Raw genomic sequence first — 14,537 nt, 5'->3', positions numbered from 1 at the left:
CCACCAGCCCCATGGCCCGCCGCCAAAGTTCCGCCCCGGCAGGGGACGCCGTCCAGGACTACACCGAGAACATCGTTGATATCGACGTCACGTCCGAAATGGAAGGCTCGTTCCTCGAGTACGCATATTCGGTCATCTATTCGAGGGCCCTACCGGACGCCCGCGACGGCCTGAAGCCGGTCCAGCGGCGCATCCTCTACATGATGAGTGAGATGGGCCTTCGCCCGGACCGCGGCCACGTCAAGAGCGCCCGCGTGGTGGGCGAGGTCATGGGCAAGCTGCACCCGCACGGCGACACCGCCATCTACGACGCCATGGTCCGCATGGCCCAGAGCTTTTCGCTGCGGTTGCCGCTGATCGACGGCCACGGCAACTTCGGCTCGCTCGACGACGGCCCGGCAGCACCGCGGTACACGGAGGCCCGCCTGGCGGCAGCTGCCCTGACGCTGACGGACCACCTCGACGAGAACGTTGTGGACTTCGTCCCCAACTACGACAACCAGCTCACCCAGCCGGACGTGCTCCCCGCCGCGTTCCCCAACCTGCTGGTCAACGGCGCCACCGGCATCGCCGTCGGCATGGCCACCAACATGGCCCCGCACAACCTGGTGGAGGTCATCTCCGCTGCCAGGCACCTGATTGCCAACCCGGACGCCACACTCGAGGACCTGATGCGCTTCGTCCCCGGCCCGGACCTGCCCACGGGCGGCCGGATCGTCGGCCTGGACGGCATCCGGGACGCTTACGCCACCGGCCGAGGTTCCTTCAAGACCCGGGCCAAGGTGGAGGTGGAACAGCTGTCCGCCCGCCGCACCGGCCTGGTGGTCACCGAGCTGCCGTACATGGTGGGCCCGGAGAAGGTGATCGAGAAGATCAAGGACGCCGTCAACAGCAAGAAGCTGACCGGCATCAGCGACATTGTGGACCTGACCGACCGCAAGCACGGACTGCGCCTGGTCATCGAGCTGAAGAACGGCTTCAACCCGAACGCCGTCCTGCAGCAGCTGTACCGCTACTCGCCCATGGAAGATTCCTTCGGCATCAACAACGTGACGCTCGTGGACGGGCAGCCGCAGACCCTCGGGCTGCTTCAGCTCCTCTCCGTCTATGTGGACCACCGCATTAACGTGGTGCGGCGCCGGACGGCGTTCCGGCTGGAGAAGAAGAAGGACCGGCTCCACCTGGTGGAGGGCCTCCTGATCGCGATCGTGGACATCGACGAGGTCATCCAGATCATCCGGTCCTCGGACGAGGTGGCCGCCGCCCGGGAACGGCTGATGTCCATCTACGACCTCACCGAAATCCAGGCAAACTACATCCTGGAACTCCGGCTGCGGCAGCTGACCAAGTACTCCCGGATCGAGCTCGAAAAAGAGCAGGACCAGCTGAAGCGTGAAATCGCCGAACTGGAGGCCATCCTGGGCTCTGACCAGCGCCTGCGCGAACTGGTCTCCGATGAACTGGCCGAAATCGCGGAAAAGTACGGCACCCCCGCCGGACCGTCCTGCTGGAATCCGAGGCAGTCTCCCCCACCGTCGCCGCGCTGGCCGCTGCACCCGGCGGCAAGGGCAAAGCGGCGCCGCTGGCGCTGGAGATCGCGGATGACCCGTGCTGGGCCATCCTCACGGCGAGCGGGCAGATAGCCCGTACCTCGAACCAGGAGCCCCTCGCCGAGACCGGACCCCGGTCCAAGCACGACGTCTTCCGGTCTGTGGTGAAGACCTCCGCGCGGGGCGAGATCGCCGCCGTCACTTCCTTGGGCCGGATGCTGCGCCTGCAGATCATGGACATGCCGGTCCTGCCGCCGATGTCCGGTCTTCCCAACCTTGCCGGGGGCGTGCCCGCCAAGGACTTCATCACCCTGCTGAAGGGCGAAACGCTGGTTGCCTTCGCGCCCCTGGACACGGTCCTGGCCATCGGCACCGCGCAAGGCATCGTCAAACGCGTGCAGCCCGACTACCCCCTCAACCGGGAGGACTGGGAGGTCATCGCCCTCAAGGACAAGGACACCGTGGTGGGCGTTGAACCTGCGGGAGCCGACGACGTCGACCTCGTGTTCCTCACCAGGCAGGCGCAGCTGCTGCGCTTCAGTGCCGGCACCGTCCGGCCGCAGGGCCGTACCGCCGGCGGCATGGCCGGGATCAAACTCGGGGCCGAGGATCAGGTCATGTTCTTCGGAACCGTCGCACCGGGCGACGACGCCGCCGTCGTCGTGACCGTTTCCGGAACCGAAGGCGCCCTGCCGGGCACGGCCCCCGGGGCCGCCAAAGTGACCGCGTTCGACGAGTACCCGGCAAAGGGCCGGGCGACGGCGGGCGTGCGCGCGCACCGCTTCCTCAAGGGCGAAGACACCCTCCTCATTGCCTGGGCGGGCCACGGGCCCGCCAAGGCGTCCTCGCTTGCCGGCGTGGCCCGGTCGCTGCCGCAGGAGCATGGCCGCCGGGACGGCTCCGGCATCCCGCTGTCGCAGGCAGTGGATGCGATTGGGCCGAGCATGGCCTGAGCCTAGACTACTGCCATGCCTATCATCCCTGACGAAAAGGACTGGACCTGGGTGCTGACCCGGGCCTGCCCCGAATGCGGTTTTGACGCCTCGACAGTCACTCCTGCCACGGTTCCCGGAACCGTCTCCAATATGCTTCCGCGCTGGCGGGCGGCGCTGCGCCGGCCGGATGTGGCCGAACGCCCGGACGACGCCACGTGGTCCGTGCTGGAGTACGCGTCGCACGTCCGGGACGTCTTCAGCCTCTTCGACCACCGGCTGAACCTGATGCTCAGCGAAGACAACGCCCGGTTTGAGAACTGGGACCAGGACCAGACGGCCGTGGACCAGGACTACGCCAACGCCGACCCCGCCGTCGTCAGTGCCGAACTTACGGCCGAGGGCGAACAGGTGGCCGGGTCGTTCGCCGGAGTGCACGAGGACGAGTGGAGCAGGAAAGGCCTCCGCAGCAACGGCTCGGAGTTCACGGTCATGACTCTCGCGCAGTACTTCCTGCACGACGTCGTCCACCACCTGCACGACGTCGACGCCTGAGCCGCGCCGCTGTCAGCTGGCCGCACGGTCAGCCGGCCGCACGGTCAGCCGCCGCACGGTCAGCCGCCGGCAGTTCCTTGTCCCAGGCCAGGCTCCTGTTGACGGCGGCGTAACCCATCTTTTCGTAGAGCGCCATCGCGCCCGTCGGGTTCTCCGAATCAACATCCAGTGATGCCCGGTCCATGCCGGCGGCGGCGAACCGCCGCATGGCATCGGCGAGCAAGGCCCGGGCCACTCCCCGGCCCCGGTACTCACGGCGTACGCCCAGCAGGTCCGTGTAACCCTCGCTGTAACCCCGGGACACCGCACTGTCCGGATCGTGCGTGGCCAGCTGGTAGCCGGCCACGAGTCCGGAGCTGCGGTCCAGGACCACGGCGCTCAGGTCCGGCCTCGCCTGCGGATCATTGACTATGAATCCCCAGGACTCCTCATCCCGGGGCTCGCTGCCCCAGTGGTCACGGAAAGCGGCATTGTGGGCCAGCCGGACGTCCTCGCTGAGGTCGGCGCGCATGGTCACGAGTTCCAGCCCGTCGGCGAGCCGCACTTCGGGGAGCGATGTTCCCAGCGGCCGGTGCATCTCGTTGAAGTAGCGCACCACGCGGAACCCGTTTGTGCGCAGCAGCCGTTGTTGGTGCTCGTGCTGCTGCTCCATGTGGATGCGCAGCCTCGGCCCCGGACTCTGACCGTCAGGCGCGACCCCGACCGGCCGATCAGCGTCAGGCGTATTGTCTTCCGCGAAGCGCCGGATGGTCCGCTCGCTGAGCCACCCCAGCAAGGCCGCGCCGATCCCCCGCCGCTGCCAGCCCGGATCAACGCAGCCGAAGCCGTAGGCTTTGTCGCCGTCCCGGTTCTTGGTAATCCGGGCGTAGGCCCGTGGAACCGATTGGGTGTCCAGCACCAGGAGGGTGCTGGCCGCGGGGTGGTTCTTCCTGGACTGCAGGATCTGTTCGAGGTCTGCCCGGCGTTCAAACCACACCGGTTCTTCCGCCGCAGCGGTCCGGGCGACCAGGGCTGCCCAGGGCTCCAGGTCCGGTTCCGCCGCCGGACGCCAGGCAAGCCCCATGCCTTCGAGTGCATTCTGCCAGGATCCGGGCGTCAGGGCCTCGTCGTTCCGCATGGCAACAGGTTAGCGGCGGGTCCCTTCGCGCGCGAGAACCGGCCCGGCCGCCGTCACCGCCACGCCCCTGGCTGGCTCGCCGGCGGACTCCCCGGCGGACGCACCTGCGGACTCCCCGGCGGAGGCTTCGACGGAGGCTTCGACGGAACGGTGTGCGGGGACGCCGGCTCCGGCCGCCTCGGCGTCGAGGTCCAGGCGAAGGTCCGCCTGATCGATGTCATCGGGGTTGTGGGTCACCAGCACCACCGTCCGCGCCGTGAGCCCCTGACGGAGGTCGGCCAGCATGGCCCTGCCTGCTTCGGCGTCCAGATGGGCGGTGGGCTCGTCGAGGAGGATAACGTCCGCCCCGGTCATGAGCGTCCTGGCAACCGCCAGCCGCTGGCGCTCCCCGCCGCTCAGGAACGCGCCGCCGGGTCCGATCCGTGTGTCCAGGCCGTCCTCCAGCCGGCCCAGCAGGGGGCCGAGCCCCACGGCGGCCAGAGCTGCCGCCATCTCCTGCGCGGCGTCACCGGCCCCGCCCTCCGGCCGGCCGAGCATGAGGTTGCCCCGGATCGTTGAATCAAAGAGGTGCGCTTCCTGGGGGCACCAGGCTGCCCGGCCGCTGAGGGCGATCCGCCCGGACTGTGGCGGCAGGAAACCGAGCAGCACGGCCAGCAGCGTGGACTTGCCGGACCCCGAAGCCCCGGTCACTGCGAGCCAGCGCCCCGGTTCCGCGGTGGCGGAAACACCGGCAAAGACCTCGCGTCCGCCCGGCCAGGCGGCGGACAGCGCAACCAGCTCGAGGCCCGCCCTGGCGCCGGCGCGTTCCGCGACGGCCTCCAGCCCGCCCGTTCCGGCTTCCCCGATTCCGGCGGTGGCGCCGTCCCCGGTGACGGCGGTGGCGCGGGCAGCCTCCAGCACACCGGCATCACTGATCCGCGCCAGGACCAGGCGGAGCGCCGGGTACTGGCGCACCGCCGTCGTCAAGGCAGCATACGGTTCCACAAGCGCCAACTGCAGGAGAACTACGACGGCGGCCGTCGCCGCTTCCACGGATCCGGCCAGCACCTGTGGTGCGGCAAGGACGGCGCAGGCAAAGGCGGCGGTACCGCAGGCGAGCACGGTCAGTGCCTGGCCCAGGCCCTCCGCCCACGCGGAACGCTGCGAGGCCGCCGTTGCCGCCTTGTCTGCCTCACTGATGGCGGACAGCACCGGCGCACTAACACCGTTGGCGTGCAGTTCAGCCCGCGCATCCAGGGCAGCCGCGGCGTCGCGCAGGACCCCGGAGCGGAGCCGCTGTTCGGCCTGTGCCGACATCCTGTCCGCCAGCAGTGCCGCAGCCGGCGCAGCTACCAGGGCCACCAGTGCCGCGGCGATGACTGCGGGAAGCGCGGCCGGCAGCAGCGCGCCGCTGGCAGCCACAGCTGCCGCGCCCACTGCCACTGCGGTAATCGGCGGAAGAACCACCCGGGGCAGCAGGTCCCGGACCGTGTCGACGTCGTCAACCACGGTTCCCAGGACGTTGCCGCCCTGCAGGAGCCTGCGCAGGGACAGCGCCCGACGACTCAGCGAATCCCACAGCCGGCCCGCAGCCGGGTCAGCGAGGCGAAGACCGCGTCGTGCAGCAGGAGCCGCTCCGTGTAGCGCAGGACTGCCCTGCCGATGCCGAAGAACCGCACCCCGACTATCGCCGTGAGGAGGTACAGGATGGGCGGCTGTTCGCTTGCCCGGATGATCAGCCACCCGGAGAGGCCTGCGAGCGCCACGGCGAACAGCGCGGCCAGGACACCCATCACGCCGGCCCAACCGAATTTGGCGGATTCCGGCTGCAGGAGCCGGAGAATCCGTGCCGGGGTGGCGCCCCGGGTTGGGCCCGCAAGAAGACCGGCGGGCTCCACGGGTGTGCGTGCCCCGTCGTTTCCTTGCGCCGGGTGCGCCGGGTGCCGGGCCGCGGCCTCCGTCAGGGCGACTGCCGGGACGGTTGCCGGGGAGCCTGTTCGAAGCGGCTCGGACCGGGCCGCCGGCCGTGTGGTGGTGCCTTGCGTTGCCACCGGCACCACGTGGTCCGCGAGTTCCCGGGTTTGCCGGTCATGGGCTACCAGCAGGACCGTGGCGCGGCCGCGAAGCCCCAGGATGGCCCGGTTGACCACGTTGGCGGAGTTGCGGTCAAGGTGTGCGGTGGGTTCGTCCAGCAGGAGCAGGGTGGCTCCCGCCTCGATCCGGGCCAGGCCGCGGGCCAAAGCCACCCTGCGCAGTTCCCCCGGGCTGAGCTCGGCCGGATGTTTTTCCGCCAGGTGCCCGGCCCCGGCCGCCTCGAGGCAGCGCCGCGCTGTATCGCCAGAGTCAGCGGGGCAAGCGGGGTAACCGGCGTCAACTGCGCCGGCGCCCAGGTACAGCCGCACCTCGGCCAGGACGGTCTTCTGCACCATGACGGGATGCTGCGGCACCCAGGCCACCTCCGCGGGAGCGAACCCCGCAACCCTGCCGCCCGCGACGGCGCCACCGCCGGTGCCCACCGTTCCTGCCAGGACGCCAAGGACCGTGCTCTTGCCCGAACCGCTGGGCCCGTCGAGCGCCGTGATCTTTCCGGCCGGCGCATCAAAACTGAGGGGCCCGACGGCGGGTTCAAGCCGTCCGCCGTATGTCACCGTCAGGTCCCGGACTGTCAGCGTCCGGGGTCCCGCACCGCCGTCGGGTGCCTGTTCCTGCGGGTGGTCGTGCGGCTGCAGCCGCCGGGCTTCCGGCGCGTCCATCACTGCGGTGACTTCTGCGAGGGCGGCGCGGCCGTCATCGCTGGCGTGGTGGGCGGTGCCAAGCTCCCGGAGCGGCAGGTAGCAGTCCGGCGCCAGGATCAGGGCCAGCAGGCCGGCTTCCAGGGCCATGTCCCCGTGCACCAGGCGCACACCGATAAAGACAGCCACCACGGCGACGGAAATCGTGGCGATGAGCTCCAGCGCCAGGGCGGAGAGGAAGGCCGTGCGGAGGGTGACCATGGTCCGGGACCGGTACTCCTCCGAAATGTCCTCGAGCGCCTTGCGCTGGGCGGTGGCGCGGCCCAGCCCCACCAGCACGGGGAGTCCCTTGGCCAGTTCCAGCATGTGGCCCGAGAGCCTGGCGAGCGTCGATTGCGCGGCCCGGACCCGGTCTTCCGTGTAGCGGCCGATCAGGACCATGAAAACCGGCACCAGGGGCACCGTCAGGACGATTACCAGCGCACTGACCCAATCGGCGAACAGGATGCGGGCGCCAAGCAGGAGCGGAACGGCGGCGCAGTTCACCAGGGCAGGCAGGAACTGCGTGTAGTAGCTGTCCAGGGCGTCCAGGCCCCTCGTGGCGAGGATCGCCAGGCCGCCGTCGGACGGCCCCGCAGCGCGTGTGCCGTTCCGGAGCGCGCGGGCCAGCAGCCCCGCGCGCAGTTCCTCCTTGACTCCGAGCGCTGCCCGGCGGGACGCAACGCCCTGCGCCCACACTGTGAGGGAGCGCAGGACCACACCGGTGAGTCCCCACGCCAGCTGCTCCCCCCATGCGGGACTGTGGGACATCAGTCCGGCCAGGGCGGAGGCAACCGCCTGCGCCATGAGCACCAGTGACAGAGCTTTGAGGGCTGCGAGGACGCCCAGCCCGTAGAGAGCCAGGCGGTTTGCGGGGCCGGCGGGGAACTGCGGTCTCATGGAGTCCTAGTCCTTGGGGGCCAGTGCCCGGGCGGCGATGGCGGGGAGGAAGCTGTGGGCCTCCGGGATGTGGGCGGCACTGACCCGGCGCCGGAACACCCAGTACGTCCAGGCCTGGTAGGCCACAACGAGCGGGAGTCCCACGCAGGCGACGATGCTCATGAGGCCCAGGGTGTAATCGGAGGATGAGGCGTTGGAAATGGTCAGGTTGAAGTCCGGGCTGATGGTGGAGGGAAGCACCACGGGGAAGGCCGCGCCGAAGATCGAGGCGCTGCCAAGCAGGAGGAACACGCCGAGGGACAGGAACGCCCTTCCTTCCAGGCCGTTTCGGCCGAACATCCAGGCGAGCACCGCAGCAACCACAGCCGCAGCAACCGCCGCGACGGTCCAGGCTTCGCCGCTGAGGAGCTGGACGCTGATGGCCCAGCCTGCGATGGGGAGCAGGAGGACCGGCAGGAGCCGGACGAACCAGTTGCGGGCGCGGTGACGGACGTCGCCGTCGGTCTTCAGGGCCAGGAACGCCAGTGCGTGCAGCAGGGAGAAGCACACGACGGCGAGACCGCCGAGGACGGCGTACCCGCTGAACCAGGCGAATGGTCCGCCCTCGCGGTCACCGTTGGCGTTGAGCGGAAGCCCGGTGGTGGTCAGGGCCAGCGCCGCGCCGACGCCGAAAGCCGCCACAAGGGATCCGGCCGCAATGGACCAGTCCCACACCGCGCGCCAGCGGTCCGTGTCCACCTTGCCGCGGTATTCGAACGCCACGGCGCGGAAGATCAGTGCCACGAGGACCAGCAGCAGGGGAAGGTAGAGGGCGGAGAACAAGGATGCATACCAGAGCGGGAAGGCAGCGAACGTGGCGCCGCCAGCAGTCAGCAGCCAGACCTCGTTGCCGTCCCAGACGGGCCCGATTGTGTTGAGCAGGACGCGGCGTTCGGTGTTGTTCCGGGCGAAGAGCTTCATCAGCATGCCGACGCCGAGGTCGAATCCTTCGAGGAAGAGGTATCCCGTCCACAACACCGCGATGGCGATGAACCAGATGGTGGGCAGCAGTTCCATTATCGAATTTCCTCTGCTCTTAGTAGGCGAATGCCAGGACGTCGTCGGCGTCACCGGGCTTGCCCGTGCCGGGACCGCCGGGGGTGGCATCCTCGTTTTCGTCGACCGGGGCGTGGGCGAGTTCCGGCATGGCCGAGACGACGCCGCCGCGGATGTACTTCACCAGCAGCTTGACCTCCACCACCAGCAGCACGGCGTAGACGGACGTCAGCACCAGCAGGGACGTGAGCAGCTCCCCGGCGGAAACACCCGGCGACACCGCGGCTGCCGTGAACATGAACACCTGGTCAATCCCGCTCGGATCCGGATTGGGCGCCACCACGAAGGGCTGCCGGCCCATTTCGGTAAAGATCCAGCCGGCAGCGTTAGCGCCGAACGGTGCCATGATGCCGACGACGGCGAGGCGCATGAGCCCGCGGGACGCCGGCACCGTGCCCTTCCGGGTCACCCAGAGGGCCACGAGCGCGGCGAGGGCAGCCAGCCCGCCGAAGCCGATCATCATCCGGAAGCCCCAGTAGGTCACTTCCATGACGGGCACGTATTGGATTTCCTGCCCGGCCCGGTCCCCGTAGATGGGGTTGTCCGGGAGGTGGGTGCCGTAGTCGGCCTTGTACTGGTCCAGCAGGCTGTTGACGCCCTTCACCTCTGTGGTGAAGTCACCCTTGGCGAGGAAGGACAGGATGCCGGGAACTTCGATGACCGCCACGATGTCGTCGCAGTTCTTCGAGCCGACGTTTCCGACGCTGAGCACCGAGAAGCCGGTGCCGTCGTGGCAGGCGGCCTCTGCGGCGGCCATCTTCATGGGCTGCTGTTCAAACATGAGCTTGCCTTGGAGGTCTCCGGTCAGTGCCGTTCCGGCGAAGGAAATCATGGCGACGACGGCGCCGATCCGGAGCGAGCGGATCCACACCTTGTGGTCTGCCTTGTCCCGCCCGGCAATGTCCGCTTCGCCGGGAATGACTTTGCCGTCAGTGCCCACGGTGTCGATGCCGTCGTGGCGACGGCGCCAGAGGTGGTACCAAGCAATGCCGAGCAGGAAGCCGCCGGCCACGGCCAGGGCGCCGAAGAGCGTATGCGGCACCGCGACGAGGGCGGTGTTGTTGGTGAAAACGGCCCAGGCATCGGTCATGACCGGGCGCCCGTTGATCATTTCCACGCCGACGGGGTGCTGCATCCAACTGTTGGCCACGATGATGAAGTAGGCCGAGAACACGGAACCGACCACGGCAATCCAGAGGCAGGCAAGGTGGACGCCTTTTTTTAGCTGTTTCCAGCCGAAGATCCACAGGCCCAGGAACGTCGACTCAACGAAGAACGCCAGCAGTGCTTCCAGCGCCAGGGGTGCACCGAACACGTCGCCCACGAAGCGGCTGTACTCGCTCCAGGCCATCCCGAACTGGAACTCCTGCACAATGCCGGTGGCAACGCCCATGATGAAGTTGATGAGGAACAGCTTCCCCCAGAACTTGGTCATGCGCAGGTATTCGGGTTTGCCGGTGCGGTACCAGATGGTCTGGATGACTGCCACCACGAGGCCCAGTCCGATGGTGAGCGGCACCATCATGAAGTGGTAGACCGTGGTGATACCGAATTGCCAGCGTGCGATTTCCAAAGCGTCCAAGGCAGTCCCTACTTTTGGCTAGGCTCTCAACAGTCCAAGTTTTCTACGTATCGTAGAAGTTCAACTTCTACAGAGTGTAGAACACTTTCGGTGTGCAATGTAAACATACAGTTCCACTGCCTGGGGCCAGAGGCAAGGCCGCGACGCGCCGCCTGTTCTACCTCATGTAGAAGAAAACGGCAAAAGGAGGTAAATTTAGAGCCTAAGTATTCGAACCACGTCTCCGCGCCGGCCAATCGGGCTCCGCGGAACGGAACGTCAAGAAGGATGTACGGAATGGCAAGTCTTGGTGAACTGGAACGGGCAGTGATGGACCTGCTCTGGGCAGGCCAGGAAGCGGCCACCGCGAACACCCTCCGGGACCTGCTGGCCCAGAGCACGCAGGCGCAGGGCGGCACGGCGGGCCACGTGGGCAAAGACCTCGCTGTCACCACCGTCCTGACCGTCCTCTCGCGCCTGGAGAAGAAGGGCCTCGTGGAACGCGAACGCGGAACCCGTCCCCACCGCTACCAGGCGGTTTCCAGCCGGGCGGACCACACCGCCGAACTCATGCACGAAGTTCTGGGCTCCGCGCCGGACCGCGAAGCCGTGCTCGCCCGCTTTATTGGCTCCGTCACCGAAAGTGAAGCCGAAACGCTGCGCAAACTGCTTGGCCACAACTAACAGCACATGTTCTGGACCTCATATTTTCTGGCGGTCCTGGCGATAGTACTGGCGTGGCCGGTACCTATCCTTCTTTCGCGCGCCCAGTGGCCGGCCCGGTCGCCGTTCACCGCAATGCTGCTGTGGCAGGCAATCGCCCTCGCCGGTGGCCTGTCGATGATTGGTGCCATGCTGGTCTACGGTCTGGAGCCCATCGGGGACAACCTCCTCGCTGGGCTGCGCGGGCTGGCCGGCATGGTCCTCCTCAACGCCCCCACCACCGCACTGGGCTTCTGGCACCTTTTTGCGCTGTCCGCCGCGGCGCTGCTCACCGCGCATCTCGTCTTTACCCTCCTGCTGACCTATTACCGGATCGAACGTCAGCGAAGACGCCACCGGGAACTCCTGGCCCTCCTGGCATCGCCGTCGAATGACGGGCCCGGAACGGTGGTCATCAACCATGATTCCCCCGTAGCCTATTGCCTGCCCGGGGGCGCCCGGTCGGTGACCGTTCTGAGCGACGGGCTCATGGCGGCCCTGGAGCCTGCGGAGCTGCGCGCTGTGCTCAGCCATGAAAATGCCCACCTGAGCCAGCGCCACCACCTCCTGCTCTGGGCCTTCGCGGCGTGGCGCCAGGCCCTCCCTTGGATCCCCACCACGCGGCTGGCCCAGGAAGCGGTCAACTCACTCATTGAGATGCTGGCGGACGACGTCGCCCTGAAAACCGAAAGCAAGGCCACGCTGATCAAGGCGATCGCCATCGTGGCCAGCGGGCCGTCAGGCGCTCCGGTCAGCCGGGTGGCTTTCAACGGCGCGCAACTGCCCGCCGTCGCAGACGGCAAAGGACCTGGCGGAGTTGGACCGGCCGGCATTGGGGCAGACGGAATTGTCGACGGCGGGATCCAGGGCGCGTCCGGCGGCGCCGGTTCGGCCCGCACCACCGCTTCCCGGGTTAGCCGGCTGCTGTCGCCCAAGGAACCCCTGCCGGCCCCGCTCAGGGCTTTGGTGCTGGCCGGCTGCCTGTTGCTTTTGGCCTTGCCCACCGCACTGCTGATTGTTCCTGGCCTGCTCGGCTAGCTTCGCCCGGCACCCGGAATCCGCCCACTGTTCGCGAACCAGCTCACCGGCCAGGAACCGGCTCAGGCGTCGATGCGCTCCCGGTCCAGGCTTGCCGCACCGGCGATGATGAAGTCCTTGCGCGGTGCGACGTCCGAACCCATCAGCAGGTCGAACGTTTCCTCGGCCTGCTTCGCGTTCTCGATCCCCACTTTGCGCAGCGTCCGGTGGCGCGGGTCCATGGTGGTCTCGGCCAACTGCTCGGCATCCATTTCCCCGAGGCCCTTGTAGCGCTGGATGGGTTCCTTGTAGCGCTTGCCTTCCTTGGCCAGCCGGGCCAGGAGGACGTGGAGTTCGGCCTCGGAGTACGTGTAGATCATTTCATTGGCCTTCTGGCCGGCGTTGATCACCTCAACACGGTGGAGCGGAGGGACGGCGGCGAACACGCGGCCTTCATCGATCATGGGGCGCATGTAGCGGAAGAAGAGCGTCAGCAGCAGTGTGCGGATGTGCGCGCCGTCCACGTCGGCATCCGTCATCAGGATTACCTTGCCGTAGCGAGCCGCCGCGATGTCAAAGCTGCGGCCGGACCCCGCGCCCACCACCTGGATGAGCGCCGCGCATTCGGCATTGGAGAGCATGTCCCCCACCGAAGCCTTCTGAACATTGAGGATCTTGCCACGGATCGGCAGGAGCGCCTGGAAATCAGAGGAGCGGGCCAGCTTGGCCGTTCCGAGCGCGGAGTCACCCTCCACGATGAACAGTTCCGAGCGGGCCACGTCGTCAGTGCGGCAGTCAGCCAGCTTGGTGGGCATCGACGACGTCTCCAGCGCATTTTTCCGGCGCTGCGTCTCCTTGTGGACGCGCGCCGAAATGCGGGACTTCATCTCGCTGACGATTTTTTCCAGAAGCAGCGCAGACTGTGCCTTGTCGTTGCGGTTGGCCGAGTTCAGCTTGGCGTTGATCTCCTTTTCCACCACCCGCGCCACAATGGCCCGGACCGCGGACGTGCCAAGGATCTCCTTGGTCTGGCCCTCGAACTGCGGCTCGGCCAGGCGGACGGTCAGCACCGCGGTGAGTCCGGCGAAGATGTCGTCCTTTTCGATTTTGTCGTTGCCGGCCTTGAGCTTGCGGGCATTCGTTTCCACGGCTTTGCGGAAGGTCTTGACCAGTGCCTGCTCGAAGCCGGACTGGTGCGTCCCGCCCTTGGGCGTGGAGATGATGTTGACGAAGCTGCGGACGGTGTTGTCATAGCCGATGCCCCAGCGCAGGGCCACGTCCACTTCACAGTCGCGCTCAACTTCGGCCAGCTGGCTGTGGCCCCGCTCGTCCAGGACCGGTACGGTTTCCTTGAACTTGCCCGAGCCGTGCAGCCGCCAGGTGTCGGTGACCGCAGGATCCGCGGCGAGGTAGTCCACGAACTCCGAGATGCCGCCGTCGTGGTGAAAGATTTCCTCGTGGCCGCCCAGCTCGCCCGGCGTGCCCGGGATCCTGCGCTGATCGCGGACGGTCAGCTTCAGGCCCGGGATCAGGAAGGAGGTCTGCCGGGCCCGTGCGGCCAGTTCGTCGTAGGAGAATTTGGCGTCCGGGGTGAAGATCTGGCGGTCAGCCCAGTAGCGGATGCGTGTGCCGGTGACGCCGCGCTTGGCCTTGCCCACGACGTCGAGGACGGAGTTGTCCACGAAGGGCTCGAAGGTGGCTGCCGGGTCCGGTTTGGTGCCCGGGTCCTTGAACCGGCCGGGCTCGCCCCGCCGGAAGGACATCTTGTAGGTCTTCCCGCCGCGGTCCACTTCCGCGTCCAGCCGGGAGGACAGTGCGTTGACGACCGATGCGCCGACACCGTGCAGGCCACCGGACGCCGTGTACGAGCCGCCGCCGAACTTACCGCCGGCGTGCAGTTTGGTGAAGACGACCTCGACGCCGGTCAGCCCGGTCTTGGGCTCGACGTCCACGGGGATGCCGCGGCCGTCGTCGTGAATCTCCACGGAGTTGTCAGCATGGAGGATGATCTTGATGTCGTGGCCGTAACCGGCCAGGGCCTCGTCGACGGAGTTGTCGATGATCTCCCAGAGGCAGTGCATCAGGCCGCGGGAGTCGGTGGAACCGATGTACATGCCCGGGCGCTTGCGGACGGCCTCGAGGCCTTCCAGTACAGAGAGATGCCGGGCGGTGTACTCAGAACTTGGTGCCACGGGTTGTGAACTCCTTCAGTGACGGAACAGCTAAGGCTTTTTGACGCTCTTCCTAGGTTAGTAGGCCCGGCCCCGGAGGCCCGTCTGCCACACCTTCCGACGGGTGTGGACGGGCCCACCCGTTATGTTTTCGTAACCGGATTCTCAGGCCTTGATCAATTCTTGC

7 protein-coding genes and 2 pseudogenes are annotated in these 14,537 nt (G+C 67.6%); 4 read left to right on the top strand and 5 right to left on the bottom strand.

Annotated elements, in window-relative coordinates; translation table 11 throughout:
- Nucleotides 1–11 precede the first annotated feature (11 nt).
- Both FCN77_RS09100 and FCN77_RS09095 read left to right on the top strand, forming a co-directional pair.
- A pseudogene (locus FCN77_RS09100) lies at nucleotides 12–2,503 on the top strand (DNA topoisomerase (ATP-hydrolyzing) subunit A).
- Nucleotides 2,504–2,518: 15 nt separating this feature from the next.
- Nucleotides 2,519–3,037, top strand: a complete 519-nt coding sequence (locus FCN77_RS09095) for a DinB family protein (RefSeq protein ID WP_137322016.1) — start codon at nucleotides 2,519–2,521, stop codon at nucleotides 3,035–3,037.
- Nucleotides 3,038–3,065: 28 nt separating this feature from the next.
- Here FCN77_RS09095 and FCN77_RS09090 read toward each other — a convergent pair whose 3' ends face one another.
- The 4 genes and pseudogenes from FCN77_RS09090 to FCN77_RS09075 form a co-directional block, all read right to left on the bottom strand.
- Nucleotides 3,066–4,154, bottom strand: a complete 1,089-nt coding sequence (locus FCN77_RS09090) for an N-acetyltransferase (protein WP_137322015.1) — start codon at nucleotides 4,152–4,154, stop codon at nucleotides 3,066–3,068.
- Between the two features lie 180 nt (nucleotides 4,155–4,334).
- A pseudogene (gene cydD, locus FCN77_RS09085) lies at nucleotides 4,335–7,804 on the bottom strand (thiol reductant ABC exporter subunit CydD); the annotation flags it as partial.
- Nucleotides 7,805–7,810: 6 nt separating this feature from the next.
- Nucleotides 7,811–8,860 carry a cytochrome d ubiquinol oxidase subunit II gene (cydB, locus tag FCN77_RS09080; protein WP_137322014.1) on the bottom strand — a complete coding sequence of 350 codons (1,050 nt, stop codon included), beginning with the start codon at nucleotides 8,858–8,860 and terminating at the stop codon, nucleotides 7,811–7,813.
- A 19-nt stretch (nucleotides 8,861–8,879) separates the two neighbouring features.
- Nucleotides 8,880–10,481 (bottom strand): cytochrome ubiquinol oxidase subunit I, encoded by a 1,602-nt coding sequence (locus FCN77_RS09075; protein WP_137322013.1) that lies wholly within the window; start codon nucleotides 10,479–10,481, stop codon nucleotides 8,880–8,882.
- Nucleotides 10,482–10,757: 276 nt separating this feature from the next.
- On the opposite strand from FCN77_RS09075, the gene FCN77_RS09070 reads away from it, so the two are divergent.
- Nucleotides 10,758–11,144 carry a BlaI/MecI/CopY family transcriptional regulator gene (locus FCN77_RS09070; protein ID WP_137322012.1) on the top strand — a complete coding sequence of 129 codons (387 nt, stop codon included), beginning with the start codon at nucleotides 10,758–10,760 and terminating at the stop codon, nucleotides 11,142–11,144.
- Nucleotides 11,145–11,150: 6 nt separating this feature from the next.
- Complete coding sequence (locus FCN77_RS09065) at nucleotides 11,151–12,200, top strand: M56 family metallopeptidase (protein ID WP_137322011.1); 1,050 nt, start codon at nucleotides 11,151–11,153, stop codon at nucleotides 12,198–12,200.
- A gap of 62 nt (nucleotides 12,201–12,262) precedes the next feature.
- On the opposite strand, the gene FCN77_RS09060 is transcribed toward FCN77_RS09065, so the two are convergent.
- Nucleotides 12,263–14,371 (bottom strand): type IIA DNA topoisomerase subunit B, encoded by a 2,109-nt coding sequence (locus FCN77_RS09060; RefSeq protein ID WP_137322010.1) that lies wholly within the window; start codon nucleotides 14,369–14,371, stop codon nucleotides 12,263–12,265.
- Nucleotides 14,372–14,537 lie beyond the last annotated feature (166 nt).

Origin of the sequence: Arthrobacter sp. 24S4-2 (assembly GCF_005280255.1) — a bacterium.
In the GTDB taxonomy this organism is placed as follows: domain Bacteria; phylum Actinomycetota; class Actinomycetes; order Actinomycetales; family Micrococcaceae; genus Arthrobacter.
This window is presented reverse-complemented; position numbering and strand designations above follow the sequence as displayed.